Source organism: Cytophagia bacterium CHB2 (genome assembly GCA_030263535.1).
In the GTDB taxonomy this organism is placed as follows: Bacteria; Zhuqueibacterota; Zhuqueibacteria; order Zhuqueibacterales; family Zhuqueibacteraceae; genus Coneutiohabitans.
The window spans coordinates 24,777-41,751 of the sequence record SZPB01000005.1; the positions used below are offsets into that span (position 1 = coordinate 24,777).

Annotated in this window: 12 protein-coding genes; all 12 read right to left on the bottom strand. The window is 53.4% G+C overall.

All coding sequences use genetic code 11. The annotated features are described in order from the left end of the window. Window positions 1–27: 27 nt before the first annotated feature. Window positions 28–1,320 carry a Gfo/Idh/MocA family oxidoreductase gene (locus FBQ85_01340; protein ID MDL1873809.1) on the bottom strand — a complete coding sequence of 431 codons (1,293 nt, stop codon included), beginning with the start codon at window positions 1,318–1,320 and terminating at the stop codon, window positions 28–30. Window positions 1,321–1,565: 245 nt separating this feature from the next. Continuing rightward, complete coding sequence (locus tag FBQ85_01345) at window positions 1,566–2,819, bottom strand: glycoside hydrolase family 5 protein (GenBank protein ID MDL1873810.1); 1,254 nt, start codon at window positions 2,817–2,819, stop codon at window positions 1,566–1,568. A 4-nt stretch (window positions 2,820–2,823) separates the two neighbouring features. Further along, window positions 2,824–5,277 carry a glycoside hydrolase family 2 protein gene (locus tag FBQ85_01350; GenBank protein MDL1873811.1) on the bottom strand — a complete coding sequence of 818 codons (2,454 nt, stop codon included), beginning with the start codon at window positions 5,275–5,277 and terminating at the stop codon, window positions 2,824–2,826. A 196-nt stretch (window positions 5,278–5,473) separates the two neighbouring features. Beyond that, window positions 5,474–6,979 (bottom strand): Gfo/Idh/MocA family oxidoreductase, encoded by a 1,506-nt coding sequence (locus FBQ85_01355; protein ID MDL1873812.1) that lies wholly within the window; start codon window positions 6,977–6,979, stop codon window positions 5,474–5,476. A gap of 278 nt (window positions 6,980–7,257) precedes the next feature. Continuing rightward, window positions 7,258–8,469 carry an MFS transporter gene (locus FBQ85_01360; protein MDL1873813.1) on the bottom strand — a complete coding sequence of 404 codons (1,212 nt, stop codon included), beginning with the start codon at window positions 8,467–8,469 and terminating at the stop codon, window positions 7,258–7,260. Window positions 8,470–8,579: 110 nt separating this feature from the next. Continuing rightward, window positions 8,580–9,482, bottom strand: a complete 903-nt coding sequence (locus FBQ85_01365; protein ID MDL1873814.1) for an aldo/keto reductase — start codon at window positions 9,480–9,482, stop codon at window positions 8,580–8,582. Between the two features lie 62 nt (window positions 9,483–9,544). Next, window positions 9,545–10,828, bottom strand: a complete 1,284-nt coding sequence (locus tag FBQ85_01370) for a Gfo/Idh/MocA family oxidoreductase (protein ID MDL1873815.1) — start codon at window positions 10,826–10,828, stop codon at window positions 9,545–9,547. Between the two features lie 18 nt (window positions 10,829–10,846). Next, on the bottom strand, window positions 10,847–11,848 hold the full coding sequence (gene mgrA, locus FBQ85_01375; GenBank protein ID MDL1873816.1) for an L-glyceraldehyde 3-phosphate reductase: 1,002 nt from the start codon (window positions 11,846–11,848) through the stop codon (window positions 10,847–10,849). Window positions 11,849–12,072: 224 nt separating this feature from the next. Further along, window positions 12,073–13,404 (bottom strand): Gfo/Idh/MocA family oxidoreductase, encoded by a 1,332-nt coding sequence (locus tag FBQ85_01380; protein MDL1873817.1) that lies wholly within the window; start codon window positions 13,402–13,404, stop codon window positions 12,073–12,075. A 139-nt stretch (window positions 13,405–13,543) separates the two neighbouring features. Beyond that, complete coding sequence (locus tag FBQ85_01385; GenBank protein ID MDL1873818.1) at window positions 13,544–14,101, bottom strand: hypothetical protein; 558 nt, start codon at window positions 14,099–14,101, stop codon at window positions 13,544–13,546. Between the two features lie 130 nt (window positions 14,102–14,231). Then, the gene (locus FBQ85_01390; GenBank protein MDL1873819.1) at window positions 14,232–15,206 is read right to left on the bottom strand and encodes a glycosyl hydrolase family 26; all 975 of its coding nucleotides are present in this window, start codon (window positions 15,204–15,206) and stop codon (window positions 14,232–14,234) included. 165 nt (window positions 15,207–15,371) lie between these two features. Continuing rightward, window positions 15,372–16,844 (bottom strand): Gfo/Idh/MocA family oxidoreductase, encoded by a 1,473-nt coding sequence (locus FBQ85_01395; GenBank protein MDL1873820.1) that lies wholly within the window; start codon window positions 16,842–16,844, stop codon window positions 15,372–15,374. Window positions 16,845–16,975: the final 131 nt, after the last annotated feature.

Sequence of the window (16,975 nt, forward strand, 5' to 3'; positions counted from 1 at the left end):
CTCCTGCGTGATTTAATGACAACACATTCAAATCATCCACGGGCTCCGCATTGGCCGCGAGAGCAAACGATCAGCTTCCGCGTCATTGACAAAGCGCTCGACCTGGGGATTCCACTGCACTTTGCGCCCGAGCTTCATGGCAATGTTGCCGAGATGGCCGACCATAATGGCATGATGCGCAACTTCCGCCGGCGTGATGGTTTTAGCCCGGCTGGCCACGCAATCAAGAAAGTTGCCGACATGATCGTTGCTCTCATAAAGCCGAATGTCATTCGGGCCGATAACGGATTTCAACAACGATCGGGGATGCGCCTCCAGGCCGGAACGATCGACATGAATCCAACCTTCGCTGCCGATGAAATGCACGCCCATGCCCTTCGGTTGCTGCTTGCGATCCGCCACAATCATGGTGAAGCCTTCGGCATATTTGCACTCGAAGTAATACGATTCCGGCGTATCGAACAAACCGTCTTGCGCTGCCGGAAAAATCGCCGTGCCTGCAATCTCGATAGGCGCGGAGACTTCGGTATTCATGGCCCAATTGGCAATGTCACAATGATGGCCGGCCCAATCGGTGAGCTGGCCGCCGGAGTAATCGCTAATCCAGCGGAAATTCCAATGACACCGGCTGGGATTGTACGGCCGCCATGGCGCAGGCCCAAGCCACAGATCATAATCAAAACCTGCGGGCGGCGCGCAGGGCTGCGTGCCGCGTTTGTCAATGCTATTGCCAAACGGCAACCCGACTCTCACGGTATGAACGCTGCCGATGCGGCCGTTGCGCACCAACTCACAGGCAAAGCGAAAATGCCGCTGCGAACGTTGCCAACTGCCGGTTTGCCAAATCACGCCGTAGCGCTGCACCGCAGCAACAATGGCGCGGCCTTCGGAGATCGTGTAAGCCAGGGGTTTCTCCGCGTAGATATCTTTACGCGCACGCGCGGCGGCCACCCCCATGATGCCGTGCCATTGATCCGGCGTCGCAATCATCACAGCGTCGATATCCTTGCGTTCGAGCAATTCGCGAAAATCATTGTACGCGGCGCAATCGGTGTTACCGTAAGCTTCATTCACCAAGTCACGCGCGCGGTTGCGATGTTCTGTGTCCACATCACAAACCGCAAGCACCTGTGCATTCGGTTTGGTCAGAAAGCTTTTCAAATTCGCCGTGCCCATCCCTCCCACGCCGATGCAGCCGATGGTAATGCGGCTGCCCGGCGCAACCGCGCCGTTGTGGCCGAGAACAGACGACGGAATGAAATAAGGCGTGGCAAACGCAACGCTGAAACCGGTTTTGAGAAATTGGCGCCGGTTCATCATAATATGCCTCGAATTGAGTACCGCTTACTCTTGTTCAAACCACCCGCTCTTGAGTTGATAATTGATTCAATCAAATCCCGAGAATAAGAAAACATCTGCCATTGTCAAGTTCAAATCCTGTCCCGGGCGATCCGACATCGAAAAAAACAAAAACCATTTCGGTAGAATTTCGTTTCCGCAGCCGAGATTCTTCCGAAGTTCTAGTCGCCTTTTGAGAAGTTGATCGCATGCACATTATGGCCGATTTATGGCGCTGCAAAGCTGGTTTGCAAGCCCAACGCGGTAATATATCCGTCATTGACGCTGGTCTTGTGAAAACGGATATTCTCCAGCAAGCCGGCTAGCGCCGCGCGGCTGTGTTCGAGAGGCGGGCGATATTTCTTGATGTCCGCCGGATCGGCATGATGAATTTTGGCAAACGCGATGATTTCATCCCAATACGGCGGAGGCGTAAACGTGCGCATGCAACTCGTTGCGGCCATTTTCTTGTAAGGCCAAAAACACCAGCCAATATCATTCTGCTCCAGCAGCCCGCGATATGCCGCAATCCAGGCGTCGGTGTTCTCGCCGGATTCACTCATGTAAATCGGAACCTGGTATTGCTCGCGGAAATCAACATACTCCTGAATCTGCTCCTGCACCGGTTCCATCCAATATTTGTGAAAGGCATAAACAAGATTCTCTGCGAACGGAGGCCCGAACACGCTGAAATTCGTATTCCATTGCGCGCCACCCAGGATGATAACATGGTGCGGATCAACTTCACGAATGGCGGCAACCATGCGCTTGTAAAGCGGCTCCAGCAGGGGATTGAACTTTTCATAGCCCTCGAAGTGCGGGATTGGCTCATTGAGCAGTTCGTAAGCAATTACCGCTGGCTCGTCGCGATAACGCTCGGCAAGCTTGCGCCAGATGGCGAGGGCGCGTTCCTGGCTTTCTGCGCTTTCAAAAAGCCACGGGTGCCCGGCGCTGTCGTCGATGTTGGTGCCGGTTTGGCCGCCCGGCGCTGCATGCATGTCGAGAACGACGTAGAGTCGCTCCTGCTTGCTCCACGCGATCACACTGTCCAGCAAAGCAAATCCAGATTCGAGCCAGATCTCCGGATAATCTTCAGGCGTGAGCAGTTTGTAATTGAACGGCACACGCAGCGAGTTGCACCCGATTTGTTTGATGAAACGAATATCCTCGCGCGTGATGTACGTTTGATAATACTGCCGCCAAAACGCGCGCGCTTCCGCCGGCCCCACCAGTTCTTTGATCACCTGTTGAATTTGCCAATGCGCCGTGGTCACTTCCAGCTTGAACATGTAGCCTTCCGGCAAGAGCCAATTGCCGAGATTAATGCCGCGCAATTTTAGGGAATCGCCCTCGGGCGCGACCAGGTGTTTGCCCTCTGCGCGCACGAAACGGCTGGCGTCAGTTGGCTGCTCGCTTTCGGTGCAGGCATCAAAAGCAAAAGCGAGAACGGTACACATTAATATCGCGTATGGTGGTTTCATAAGATCAATAGCCGTCAAAAAGTGAGCGCAAAACCAACTGGCTTTGCAGCGTCTGTAAATCGATTTCCTCCTGCGGCACGGTGAGGAGGCGCGTCTCGCCGGCGTCCAAATCAAAATAATTATCCGAGAAGATGACATCAGCATGTGTTAAATCAAGCATGACGAATTTTGCAAATGCGGCGGCGGTGACGGCGATTTCATACACCCCGTTTCCTTTGCTGAGGGCTGCTTTCAAAACTGGATTTTGCAAACGTAAATGCTTGTAAGGCACAAACACGGCCGTGCCTCGGCGCGCGACCTGTTCCCGCTCGTCAAAATATGAAAACGACAAATACCGCTCGCGCCTGTGTGCGCCCGCCAATTCCTTGCTAAAATCAAGCGCAAACACTCTTGCAGAGCTTAATGCCGCAACCTCAACGCGCCGCTGGTCCTGTGCAATGATCTCACCGGAAAGCGTGAGCAATTGCCACGCGAGCGTTCCGGCAATCGCATGGTTGTGTTCGTTGCTTAAATGAATGCTTGCCGCTGTTTCCTCTTCTTCACAGGAAATGAGAACGTGATCGTAGGCGCGTTTAACCACGTACTGCAGCGCTTTCCAGCGGCCGAAATAATCAATGCTCGACCACGAAGCCACCGGCCAATTGTCGTTGAATTGCCAATACGTCGCGCCCATGCACCGGCCGCGATGCCGGCGCAAATGCTCGATGGCACAGCGCATCGCCTCGGCCTGGCTCAGTTGCGATACGTATAACAACGCGTCAAAGTCTTTGGGATAGCGGAAATATTGGGCGATATATGAGAGAATCTTGCCGTTGCCGCCTTCGCAACGCTGATGATCTTCCATCACCGGAGAAAAGATGTTCCGGTCTTCTTCCGTCGTAAATGTTTTGACGGTTTTTAATGAGGGGAAGGATTCGAAACCGAATTCGGAAAGAAAGCGGAAATAATGCCGGCGGAATTCCGTGAAGGGTTTGTTGCCATGCCAAACTTGCCAGTAGTGTACATCGCCTCTGTTCTCGGCATTGGGAGCCTCAAAGTTGCCGCCGGAAGAAGGCGAGGCCGGCCAATAGTCAACATACGGGCAGACTTCTGCCATCAATGCAGGAAAGAGTGCTTCATATTGCTTCAGGTATTCGGCGCGCATTTCTTCGGTTTGAGGAATCGACGATTCCAAAAAACCCCATTCCATTTCATTGTTCCCGCACACCAGTCCCAGGCTGGCGTGATGTCGAATGCGTTTGAGATTATCTCTGACTTCTTCGGCAATGTTTTCATAGAAGCGCGGATTATTGACATCATATACGCCGCAGGCAAACATCAAATCCTGCCAAACGATCAACCCGTAGCGATCGCATAGATCATAAAAATCATCCGAGGGATAAATCCCGCCGCCCCACACGCGCAGGCAATTGAAATTTGCCGTCACCGCCGCGCGGATCAGGCGTTCCGTTGTCTGGCGATGGGCGCGAGTCAAGTACACATCTTCGGGCACATAATTCGCGCCGCGCGCAAAAATGGGAATTCCGTTAATGTTAAATTGGAAAGATTCGCCGAACTCGTCTTGCCGGCGTTCGAGTCGCAGCCGGCGCAAGCCAATGTACTGCCGTTGCTGATCGACAAGCGTTCCCCCCTGCCGCACCTCGCAAATTACTTCATAAAGCGGCTGCCGGCCATAACCGTTCGGCCACCACAATTGCGGGCTCGAAACCGTGACCGTTTGCTTTTCATTTGAATTGACTTCGAATTGCTGCACGCGCTTATCCGGATCGACAAGTGTGACATGAAGCGAGCACGCCGCAAAGCCCCATTGCTCCAAATTCGCGAGACACTCCAAATAAACTTTGTCGTCGAGGTGACGTTGTGTGACGTAAAACTCCTCCAGCCGCGCGCCGGGATATGCTTTAATTCGGATTGGCCGCCAAATGCCGAGATCGGGAATTTGCGGTCCCCAATCCCAGCCGAAACTGCAATGATTCTTGCGTAGATGCACCGCGCCATCCAGCGTGTGCGCCGGATTCCACAACGGCCTTTTCGCATGCCGGCGCGCGATCTCTGCGACCGTGTTGGCAAAAAAAATGGCGATATCATTCTCGCCCGGCATCAAATAGTTTCGCGCCTCGAAGCGATAACGGCGAAACATGTTTTCTGTCCGCGCGACGATTTTGCCATTGATGCGGATTTCGGCAATCGTATCAAGGCCATCGGCCTCGAGAAAGATACGATTATGGGGAGCAAAGAAATCATCCGGCACGACGAATCGTTTTGAGTAGACAAAGTCGCGATTGGCAATGTCAACACATTTTTGGTTGTTCTCGCGATAGAAAACATCATGCTCGCCCCAGTAGCCGCTTTTTTCCAAATCATAAAAAAAAGAGCCGGGAACGGTGCCGGCTAAAGAAAATTTTCCGTCCAGCGATGCAATTTTCCATTCACCACTTAGATCGATCGTTCTTGACACCGTGGTCACGATGATTTATGTGTCCTTTCGCATGCCCTGCCAACCTTGAGTTCCGTTAACGTAAAATTGCTGCTTCGTAAGCAAAAAAATTTCCACTAGATTAAAACCCAATTGATAAAAAGCTTTTGCCGCTGTCGGGTTGATACTATCCGCGTAGCGGGGAGGAACAGAATAACCTATCGAATTTAGCCTCCCCTTAAACCTTTTTGGGCACAACAAATGGTTTGCGATACTTTCGCCGGGTCACGAATTTATTGGCCGCGGAGGAAAATTCGCCGATAAACTTTTCTTTTCGGGCATCGAGCTGCAACCACGGCCCCCAAATCGTGAGCTGCCGTTGCAAATCGACGCCGTTGCGCAATAAATGCTCGCAATAACGTTCAAGGGTTTCCTGCGTTTGCGCATGCGGAAAAATCTCCTCGCGCATTTGTTCGGGCAACGCGCCCTTGCCGACGCGATACGAGATATTTGCAACATGACACAACAGCGATGAAATATGGCCTTCGAGGATTTCAGCGCGCAGCTCGTCCGGCTTGCGGCTGCGCATCGCGGCGATGAAGTTCGCTTGATGCGTGCCGCCGCCGTCGCCGGCAAATTGCTTGAGTTTGTTGCCGTTGTTGTCATAGGCCCAACCGCCGCCGCGACCGCCGGCAAAATAACCGTGCTCGCATTGAATAATGTTGCCGACTCTTACCCCGCGCAGGTGATCCATCATGCGCTGACCGGTAGCCGCGGGCAGATTGCGAATCTCGATAATCACCGGCGCGGCGGCGTAATCTAAAATGGCAATATGCGTGTTGGGCGTCTCGGCGTTATCATCAAACACAAAGCGCCCGCCGAAGCTCATCACGCGCCGCGGCAATCCCGCGAGATTCATGGCAAAACGGCAATCATCGATTTGATGCGGCCCCCAGTTACCCATCTCGCCGCTGCCGGTTTCCCAAAACCAATGCCAATCATAATGCAATTGCTTCCGCATCAGCGGCGTGAGCGGCGCCGGCCCGGTCCAGAGATTATAATCAATATTTGCAGGGATCGGTTGCGGTTGATCGACTCTGCCGATGCTCTGGCGTTCGCCATACCAAACGCTGTGCGCCCACAAAACCTTGCCGAGATTGCCGGCTTGAAGGTAGGCGGCGGCTTCAGCAAATCCGACATCCGAGCGATTTTGCATGCCGGACTGCACGATGCGTTGGTATTTGCGCGCCGCCTCCACCAGTTTGCGGCCTTCCCAAATGTTGTGAGAGACCGGCTTCTCGACATAAACATCTTTGCCGGCTTGACATGCCCAAATGCCCATCAGCGCATGCCAATGGTTGGGTGTGGCAATCACAACCGCATCGATCTCCTTGTCGTCAAGCAGGAGGCGCACATCGCGAAACGTTTTGACGGTCTCGTTACGATCTTTGAATTTTTGCGCTTCACGCGTCAAAATTTCATCATCCACCTCGCACAACGCCACCACGCGCACGCCCGGCAAATTGCGAAAGACTTCGATATGATCCGCGCCTTTGATGCGATGGCCCACCACGGCAACGCGAATATCATTATTCGCGCCCGCGATGCGCTTGTAAGAAGAAACACTGAAACTCCGGAGTCCCGCGCCAACCGCAGCGCCGGCGACTAGCGATTGGCGCAAAAACTCGCGCCGCGTAACCTGCTTCGCTTTCTTTTCGGCGCGGGAGGAGGCTATGTCTTTCATGATAAATCAACTTGCTTGCCGCAGCAGAAACAGCCGTCCGGATGCTTTTTTGCAATAAAGGTCAATATCGATTTTCAGTCACGTTGAACTTCGAAACGCGTCTAGCAACTTTAACCTCCGCCCACAAAAGTGGAAATCCCACAAAATTAGAAAGCTTTTTTTTGTGAGATTTTAATTTTGTGGGCTTAAGCATTTAGGATTTCATGCTCACTTTAAGAAGGTAAACGCCTTAACAACATAAATCAATAATCCACAAAAAGCATCCGGGCGGTTTTGAATCATGCGTTTTTCTTAACACCCTCATCTTTGAACGTCAGCGAGAAAAACAATGCAATCACAACGGCAATGCCGCAAGGCACCCACCAAATCTGGCCCCAGTGTTTGACACCTTCTGAGGTAAAGGCATCGACCACCTTGCCCGAGAGAATCGAGCCTAAACCGATACCGACGCCATACGTAATCAACGCGATGAAACCCTGCGCGCTCGCGCGAATGTCTTTTGAAGCTTTTTGATCAACGTAGATTTGGCCGGTGACAAAGAAGAAATCATAGCAGATGCCGTGCAAGAGAATGCCGAGATAGAGCATCCACACCAAGGAATCCACATTGCCGGCGGCGAAGAGAGCATAACGCAGCACCCAAGCCAACATGCCCGCCAACAACATCTTCTTTACCCCAAGGCGAACAAAAAAGAACGGCATGAGAACCATGAAGAGAACTTCCGACATCTGTCCCATGCTTTGCTTGGCCGCCACACCCGTCATGCCCTGCTCGTTGAGAAATAGGTTGGTGAAATTATAGTAGAACGCCAGGGGAATGGAAATGAGCAGTGAACACAGCACGAAGATCAAGAAATTGCGCTCTTTCATCAGGCGCAAAGCTTTCAAGCCGAGAACTTCCCCAATTGTCACATTCTTGCCGACGTTTTGCGGCGGCGTGTTGGGCAGCGTAAAGGAATACAATCCCATAACCACGGAGGCAAGCGCAGCCATTTTCATGGGCATGGAGCTTTTCTCAACCTCGGGCATAAAATCCGCCAGCACGAACGTGATCACCAAGCCGGCAACGATCCAGCCGATGGTTCCCCACACACGCACATTCGGAAACTGCTTGTCCGGGCTGTCCATTTGATTGAAGGCCACGGCATTGACCAGCGCGAGCGTCGGCATGTAGGTGAGATTGTAGAGCAGCAAGCCGGCGATCAACGTTCCGACCGCCGTGATGTCCGCGGAAACATACATCAGGAATCCCCCGAGCAGATGCAACACACCCAGCACTTTTTGCGACGAGAAAAAGCGGTCGGCGATCATACCTACAAAAAAAGGCGAGAGAATAGCCGCGATATTGTTCATTAAATAAGTGTAGCCGATATCGCTGCCGGAAAATCCAATATGCGCCAGATGCGTGCCCAACGTGACAAACCACGCGCCCCAAATGAAGAATTGCAGAAACATCATGGTGCTAAGCTGCACGTAGGTTTTGGTGCTCATCCTTCCTCCTCGGTTTGATGGGAACGACAGGATTTAGATCGAACAGAACAAACCACCAAGTTAAATCTCTTGAAACGCCAGCGCGTGACGCTGCCTCAGGCGCGCTTGGCTTAACTTTGCAGAATCCCATTCACGCGGTTTACGGCATCGCTGACGTGCGCAATGTTCTCAAAGCCGATCGTCATGGCATCGACGTTGCCGCTTTGCAAAACGTATTGCAGCGATTGCTGCCGTTGCGACGCCTGCGTCAGCGCGCCGGCGCCAAAAATTTTCATGCCGATCACACCGGCGCCGCGATCATGGGCTTGCTTGAGCACAGGCATAACGTTCTCCGGCTTGCCGTCCATAGCGCTTCCGGTGTGATTGATGCGCGCCAAAAGAACATCAACCCACTCGCTCGCCGCCGCAGCTTGCAGCGCTTCAAGCGAATGGCAGGACACGCCCAGGCTGCGAACGACGCCCTGTGCCTTGGCCTGCGACAGCCCTTCGCGCAGGCGCTGGGTTTCGGTCAACCAATTCGGCGAGGTCTGGCAATGCAACAGAACGATGTCGAGATAATCAGTATTGATCTCTTTACGAAATCGATCCAATATCTCTGTTGCTTGCTGCGCCCCCGAACGGCCGCTGGCGTGCACCCAGATTTTGGTGAGGATCACCGCCTTCTCACGCGGAATGGTTTTCAGGGCTTCACGCACATAGGTGTGCGAACCATAGGTATCCGCGGCATCGAAAAAAGTAATACCGACTTCATGGGCATATTCCGCCAGGCCGACAAAGTTTTTCATGCCCAACCGCGTTTGATTGGATTGCTGGCGCCAGCCGTTGGTACCCGTGCCCATGGCCAGACGCGAAACCGTAAGCCCGGTTTTGCCGAGCTTGACCCGGCCAAGCCGCTGGTCGAGTACAGGGAATGTTTTCCAATTTGCAAACGCATTGGCGTTGGTCGCAACCGTGGCAACACCGGCGGCGCACGTTTGCAAAAATTTGCGACGTGTAATAAACATGATGTGCATCTCCAAATAACATTTTAGAAATGAGTCACAACCGCGGCGGCTACAATGAAAACGGCCATGCTTTAACCGAACAACACCTCCGCGCCTCTGCCCTGCTGAATCAACGGCACGTAGGTTTCCAGCTCTTTTTGGATTGCGGCATCCGTGAGATCGATGGTCTGCTTGCGTTCGGCAGCCATGTAACCCGCCATGCAGAGCTTGGTGATTTCGAGACCGTAGCTCAGAGGCAAGAAGCCGTCGCGCCCCGCGAGAAATGCCGCAGCCGCCTCTTCGTTTTCGTCGGTGTAACCGTATAAATCCGGTTCATTATATTGCACCGCGAGCAGGCCGCGCGAGGCCGTTGCCTTTTCGAGCGCAGTTTCCGCATCCGCAACCGCTTCCGCAGCAACGTCGCCGATAAAAACTTGCAAAGAAGAGTTGAGCGTATTGACTTCAAAAGCATATCCCGGGCCCATGCCATCCATGAACAAACGTAAGCCCTGTTTCTCGAACATCCACGAGTCCGTAAACTGCGCCTTGACGAGTTGGCCGGTTTCCGGATTCTTGAACGTCACCATGCCGGTGGCAAAATCTTCTGCCGGAGTTTTGCCGTAATCCACGCCCACTTTTTGCAGCAATTTTTCGCGCCAGGGCTTCTGTCCCCATTTTAAAAGCGAGCAATCCGCTGAAATCGAAACGGGTTGCAGAAATGTTGGCGGCTTACCAAGCGGCGTGAGGCAATACCATCCCACTGCAATGCTGTGGCAACCCATATCCAAAAGCACACCGCCGCCTTGTCGCGTGGGATCCCAGAACCAACCCTCGTGCGGACCGCCGTGTTCTTCCGCGGAACGTGTGAGCACCAGCGGGCCCATGGTCTTTTGCTGAGGCGCGAGCTGCTGCAATTGTGTGCGAATCGGTTTCATGAAAATTTGATTCTCAAAATATGCCGTCTTGAGCTTGACTTCACTCACCAGGTTGACAATGCGCCGCGCTTCTTTCAGGTTGCGCGCCAACGGCTTCTCGCAGATCAACCCCTTTAGCGCAGCGCCTTGCTTGACGGCATCCACGATTTTTTCGACAATCTCAACGCGGGTAAAATTTGGCGTGAGGATCGCAAGGGCGTCAACGTGTTTGGCCAGTTCAGCCACATCGGGATAGACCACGCCTTCGCCCAGCCCGTTGGCTTTTACGAATTTCGACAACTCCTCCGCGTTTGCTTTTGCGGTGATGCCGGCAATCTCTACACCTCTCACCTGCATCAGCGCGCGGGCATGAAACTTTGCAACAAACCCCGCGCCGATCATGCCGAGCTTCAAAGTCTGTTTCGTCATGTGACTCCTTTCATCCGTAACAATCAAATTCATATCAATTGAAACAGCGCATCAGTTGGTGATTTTTTTCAGAACGTCATCAATTGCCGTTAATTCCTCCAAAGAAAAGTTCAAATTGGTTTGTGCCGCAACGATCTCCTCGATCTGGCTCACGCGGCTCGCGCCAATCAACGCCGAAGTCATGGCCGGATGCCGCAGCACCCAGGCAATGGCCATTTGCGCCATGGATTGGCCGCGTTGCTGCGCGATGGTTTGCAGCTTGCGAACTTTCTCCACTTTTTCTGCGGTAACATCGTCCTGCCGCAGATAGGCTTTTGGTTTAAGCGCGCGCGAGTCAGCGGGTATGCCTTGCAAATATCTCTCAGTAAGCAGGCCCTGGGCCAGCGGCGAGAATGCAATGCAGCCGATGCCTTCTTCTTGCAGTACCTGCAGCAAACCCTCTTCAACCCAGCGATTGAACATGTTATAAACCGGTTGATGAATCAAGCAGGGCGTGCCGAGGCGGCGCAGAATGGTTGCGGCTTGCTGGGTCAATTTGGCGTCATATTGCGAAATGCCCACATACAATGCCTTGCCGCTGCGCACGAGGTGATCGAGCGCGCCAATGGTTTCTTCCAGCGGCGTTTCAGGATCGGGCCGATGATGATAAAAGATATCAACGTAATCCAGGCCCATGCGTTTGAGACTCTGATCCAGGCTCGCAATGAGATATTTGCGCGAGCCGAAATTGCCGTAGGGCCCCGGCCACATGTCCCAACCAGCTTTAGAAGAAATGATCAATTCATCGCGATAATTGGCAAAATCTTTTTGCAGAATTTTGCCGAAGGTTTCCTCGGCAGAGCCGTAGGGCGGACCGTAATTGTTCGCCAGATCGAAATGCGTGATGCCGAGATCGAACGCGCGCCGAACCATCGCGCGGCCATTTTCAAAAACATCTACGCCGCCGAAGTTGTGCCAGAGGCCGAGCGAAATTGCCGGCAATTTCAAACCGCTGCGTCCGCAACGGTTGTAGCGCATGTTATCGTAGCGGGTTTCAGATGGCGAGTAACTCAGGGCTCCTCCGTATTTGGAAGTTCTTTACGCTGTGCAATCTCACAAGGGAATGCTTGGGAATTTGGCTCAAAACGCTTTGGTTTCAGACTCCGCATTTGCCTAAATCGCCAAGCATTCACCTTCAAGTATCAGTTCATAGATCAATTTGACGACAAGGAAAATTAATGGCTCAAATCTATAGTAATCAAATCAATATCTACATCAATCTAAACCATCGTTTTAGATTATAATTTGATCAACTCCGAGATCTTCACCGGCTTGCGGCGTGCCACGCTTTTCACCGCAGCAATGCCGGTAAGAATCGACATGGCGCCGGCGCGTGAATCGGCGCGCTGTTTGTACGGATCAGGCATTTCCGGATTGAAAAGCATCTTCTGCAACATGGGGTCGGCGTCGCCATGCCCGCCCTCTGCTTGAGTCGATTCGATCAACTCCGTGCCGCCAAAATTTTTGGATAACCGAATCTCGCTGGGCTTGGCAACCTGCCACGGCTGGCGTTCATAATTCCGCACTTCCAAACGTCCGTGCGTGCCGTTGAAAGCCAGGTGATAGCCCTCATACGGCATAAACGCATTGAGCGAATAACTCATCATCGCGCCGTTGCTGTACGACACGTTGGCAACCATGGTGTCGTAAATATCGATATCCTCGCGAAACACACACGCATCGCGCAAATAGCCGTCTTCCGACTCACAATCAACATAGAGCTTGACCAACTCCGCCCTTTGCGTGATGTCCCAATAGAACTCACACTTATCTTTGAACAAACAGCCGCGGCAATGGCGGTGGCGAAACGCGCCGTTGCGGCCGTATTTGCGCAAAGCCCCGAACGCGCTCACCTGTACCGGATCCGCTTCGAGAAACCAGTTGATCATGTCGAAATGGTGCGTGGCCTTGTGCACGAACAGCGTGCCGGAGTTTTCTTTGTAGGCATGCCAGCGGCGAAAATAATCTGCGCCGTGATAAACGTCAAGATACCAATGAAAATCAATCGAAGTGATCATGCCGATCGCGTTGGCCAGAAGCAGCTCCTTGACCTTTAGCGCGGTCGGCATGTAGCGATAATTGAAAGTCACGGTAATCTTGCGGCCGGTCTTTTTCTCAGCCTCGAGAATTGCCCGGCATTTTTTCTCATCGGTTGTCATCGGCTTTTCAGTAATGATGTTGCAACCGAATTCGAGACCGCGTATGATTTGTTCGTGATGGGTGGAGTCTTTGGTGCAGACAATCAGAATTTCCGGGCGGGTTTGCTCGAGCATTTCGTCGAGCCTGGTGAAGGTGGGCAGCGCAAGGCCGATATGGCTTTTACATACTTCAACCCGTTTGCGGTTGATATCGCAGAGTCCCACGAGTTCGACGCGGTCGCCGACCTCGGCGAGCAACTCTTTGCCCCACATATTCGAGCCGCGAATGCCGGTGCCAACCAGCGCCACGCGCTGCTTGTTCGGCTGCGCGCTTCTGAGGGCAGCCGCGCCCAGCAACGAAGCAGCGGCCGTCGCCTTTGCCGTCGTCTCCAAAAATTCACGGCGCGAAATTAGTCTATGGTTTCCGTCCATCTCTCCTCCTCCACAAATTCGAGTCAACGGTTACTCTCGAATGCCAGGCTAGATGCCGCACGGCAGCGTTTCGAGAAGCGTCTCAAACGTTGCCACCTTTCCAATCCCAATGGAAACACCCGCCCGTCATGATCAGTGGTTACGGCCACAGCCAGCCAAATACGCCCGCGGTCACCAACGCGTATATCAATCCATCGATCATTGATTTAATCGTGGTGCTCCAGGCGCGGCGATACCAGATCGACGTTTGCAAGAGTGCCAGGGAGTATCCCAAGAACGCCGTGGTGCCGATGTAGCGAAAGACTTCGAGATAATCCGCGCCGGCGGCCAGGGTCCGCCCCGTAAGATAGGCCGCAAAAAATCCGACCAGAACCGAATAGAGAAACCAGAGCGTGAGGCTCTTTCCCATCGTGGCCGGGCCGTTCGGCACGACGGTGAAAATCATCACCGGACCCTTTTTCATTTTTTCCGTAAATTCGGGAGAACCCATATCCTTCATGCTCGAAGCGCGCGGCATCATGTAGTCGCCCGGCGGAATGGCGAACGGGCGCAGCGCGTCCATCACCTTGTCCTCGTTCGGCACTTTAGAATAATCGCCCTTGTGCCAGGGCAAAGCCATGTGAATGACGGAACTCACGAGGAAAACGAAAACCGCGGACAATAAAATAGGAAGCCAGAGCATATCTAGGGTTATCATGATAACCTCCAGTGAGATGGTTCACATTGCGGCTGAGTTGTTTTAACCCGGACTTCTTCGCCTTGTAAAGAAGCCACGGCACATACAACGCATTCGAGCATTGGCACTCCTCCTCCGGTTTGTTGATGGTTTATTTTAGTATCGGATAATGCATCTTCGGCGATACGAGCTTCACCCAGGGCAATTCCTCCAGCGTCAGGGTAGCTTCACTTTTGTAAAGGGCAAGATACGGTTCACGCTCAGCCCAAGCGCCTTCGGGATCGTACCAACTCATAAACCACGTCCAGCGCGGCTGTTTTTTGAGAAGCTCGACGGTCGGGGCTTGCCCCACTTCGCCCAGGGCAATGGGTTTGTCGCCCGCCAGCCCGAGAAGCTGCGTATAATTGAGCGAATCATAGCCTTGCGAATAAACATCCGTCGCGAAAATATCGACGACGTCATGGCCGGGAAAGTAGGTCGCGTGAGGATCGACGGTAAACTTTACTTCGTTCGTATTGAAAACCCAGATGAGATTGTTCAGTCCATGAAAATTCACCAACCGATCGAACAGCATGCGGTAGAGTCTTTTGTAGCCGTTTTCGCCGGCTTTCTTGCCCCACCAAAACCATCCGCCGTTCATTTCGTGATAGGGCCGCCACAACACCGGCACGTTGGCGTTGCGCAATTGTTTGAGATGCCAGGCAATCACATCCACCTGCGATTTCCAGCGTTCGTTGAGCATCGTTCCCGGGGTAATCAGCTCCTGCCATTCTTCCTCGGTGAGTTTGCCCTGAATGGATTCGCGAAACGTAACCGGCTCATCGTCCATCGGCCGCACGGCATGCCACATGAGTGTGATGATGAAGCCTTCGGAATGCCGCCGAATGGCCTCATCCACGATCTGCTGGCGAAAATTGATGCCGTCCCAACTGCCGGGCGCATCGAATCCAAAATCCTGGCCAAAGACAGCGGGATATTGCGAGGTGACGCGATGCACGCCGACCAGGCGATTGGAACCGACCAACGGCACGCAATGCTGGCCGCTGAGGGTGTATTGACCGGAGATGCCATAAATGAATTGCAGGAGATTCACCGCCTCGGGTGAAGCGTTCGGCGTAACCGGCATGACCCTCTCATCCGAGGAAAAAAGCAATGAGGCGGAAAAACACAAAAATCCCAGAGAAATCCGAAACAACGTTTGATTGAGCTTCACGGTGTCGCCCTTATCTTTGCCAGCGGGATGGGTTAGCGGCAACTTGGCTATTCGATCGGCGTTTTAAAAATTCATCGTTTACAAACTCCACCCTTCGCGATATTCGCGCTTGACGAATTTGTTCGCCTCGGGCATGTTGGTGACTTCCATTTTTTCGCCATCCCACAGCAGGCGCTGGCCGCGCAGACCTTTGTCCTGGAAGGCAGCATTCACGCGCACCGCGAGATTGCCCATCAAAGTGATTTCGCTCAACGGGCCGGAAATGTCAAAATTCGAGCATGCGGGCTCGCCGGTTTTAATCGCGTTGATGAAGTCAGCATAAATTCCGGAGAGGCCATTGGCGACGCGCTTGAGGCGCTTCGGGGGTTGCTTGTAGGCTTTCATGCTGGTTTCGGGAATGAGGCGTGGTTGCTCGCCATAGGTGTTGCACATAATCATGCCCTTTGTGCCGATGAACAGCGTGCCGCTGCCATCGCCCATGCGCCGGCCTGCTTCCAATTCAATGGGACGCGGCGGCGTGAGTCCGCCTTCATGCCACATCAATTTCACCGGCGGCATTTTCCCGCGCGCCGGAAACTCGAACGTGACCATGGAAGCAATGGGGCCGCTATCATCGGTAAACGGCGAGGAGCTGGCTTGCACCGCGGTGGGGTGGCCGAGTTGCAGCGCCCACACCGGCGTATCGAGAATGTGACAACCCATATCGCCCAGCGCGCCGGTGCCGTAATCCCACCAGCCGCGCCAATTGAACGGCAAATAAATCGGATGGAAATAACGCCACGGCGCGGGACCCAGCCAGCGATCCCAATCAATCGTGGGCGGCAACGAGGGCGTTTCTTCCGGGCGCCGCACCCCTTGCGGCCAGTAACCTGCGGGCCGATCCGTCCAGCAATGCACTTCGGTCACATCACCGATTGCGCCGTCTTCGATCCATTCCACCATCAGGCGATTGCCTTCACCGGCGTGGCCCTGGTTGCCCATTTGCGTCATGACTTTGTGCTCGCGCGCGGCCAGCGTGAGTTGGCGCGCTTCCCACACGTCGTGCGTCAAGGGCTTCTGGCAATAAACATGTTTTTTCTTTTTCATCGCGGCCATTGCGGCAAACGCATGCAAACTATCCGTGGTCGAGACACAAACCGCGTCGATGCCGGCTTCTTTTTCGAGCATATCATAAAAATCAACATAGGCATTGCAACCGCTGTAGGCGCCGTTGCCGGCTTGTTTGGCATAGGTTTCATTCACCAATTGCCTGGCCGGCTCACGCCCTTTCATGCCGCCAAAATAAAATTTACTGTAATCCATTTCTTGCACGGGGTCTGCCACGGCGACCACTTGCACTTCGGGCAATTCCATAAAGCGCGTCATGTCAAACGTGCCTTGGCCGCCAACGCCGATCACAGCGAGATTGATTTTGTCACTAGGCGGCACAAAACCAGGGCCGCCGAGCACACGCCGCGGCACAATGGTGAATGCCGCCGCTGCGGTTGCCGTGCCCAAAAATTGCCGGCGCGACATAACGCCGCTTTGTGGAGTCGTTTCTTGATCACTCATACATTCTTTCCTTTCCTGTTTCAGTTGGCGGGAGGAGATGCTTGCACAAAAAATTTTGTAACAGCCCAGATAACTGTCCTGACTTCCATTTCGAAGTGATTGGCTCGACGAAATGAAAAGTGACCTCACAA

Excerpts from the sequence above, each read along its gene's own strand:
- FBQ85_01395 (MDL1873820.1), bottom strand. The coding sequence starts at position 16,844 with ATGAGTGATCAAGAAACGACTCCACAAAGCGGCGTTATGTCGCGCCGG.
- FBQ85_01355 (MDL1873812.1), bottom strand. The coding sequence starts at position 6,979 with ATGAAAGACATAGCCTCCTCCCGCGCCGAAAAGAAAGCGAAGCAGGTT.
- FBQ85_01380 (MDL1873817.1), bottom strand. The coding sequence starts at position 13,404 with ATGGACGGAAACCATAGACTAATTTCGCGCCGTGAATTTTTGGAGACG.
- FBQ85_01390 (MDL1873819.1), bottom strand. The coding sequence starts at position 15,206 with ATGCCGGTTACGCCGAACGCTTCACCCGAGGCGGTGAATCTCCTGCAA.
- FBQ85_01365 (MDL1873814.1), bottom strand. The coding sequence starts at position 9,482 with ATGCACATCATGTTTATTACACGTCGCAAATTTTTGCAAACGTGCGCC.
- FBQ85_01340 (MDL1873809.1), bottom strand. The coding sequence starts at position 1,320 with ATGATGAACCGGCGCCAATTTCTCAAAACCGGTTTCAGCGTTGCGTTT.
- FBQ85_01345 (MDL1873810.1), bottom strand. The coding sequence starts at position 2,819 with ATGAAACCACCATACGCGATATTAATGTGTACCGTTCTCGCTTTTGCT.
- FBQ85_01360 (MDL1873813.1), bottom strand. The coding sequence starts at position 8,469 with ATGAGCACCAAAACCTACGTGCAGCTTAGCACCATGATGTTTCTGCAA.
- FBQ85_01370 (MDL1873815.1), bottom strand. The coding sequence starts at position 10,828 with ATGAATTTGATTGTTACGGATGAAAGGAGTCACATGACGAAACAGACT.
- FBQ85_01385 (MDL1873818.1), bottom strand. The coding sequence starts at position 14,101 with ATGATAACCCTAGATATGCTCTGGCTTCCTATTTTATTGTCCGCGGTT.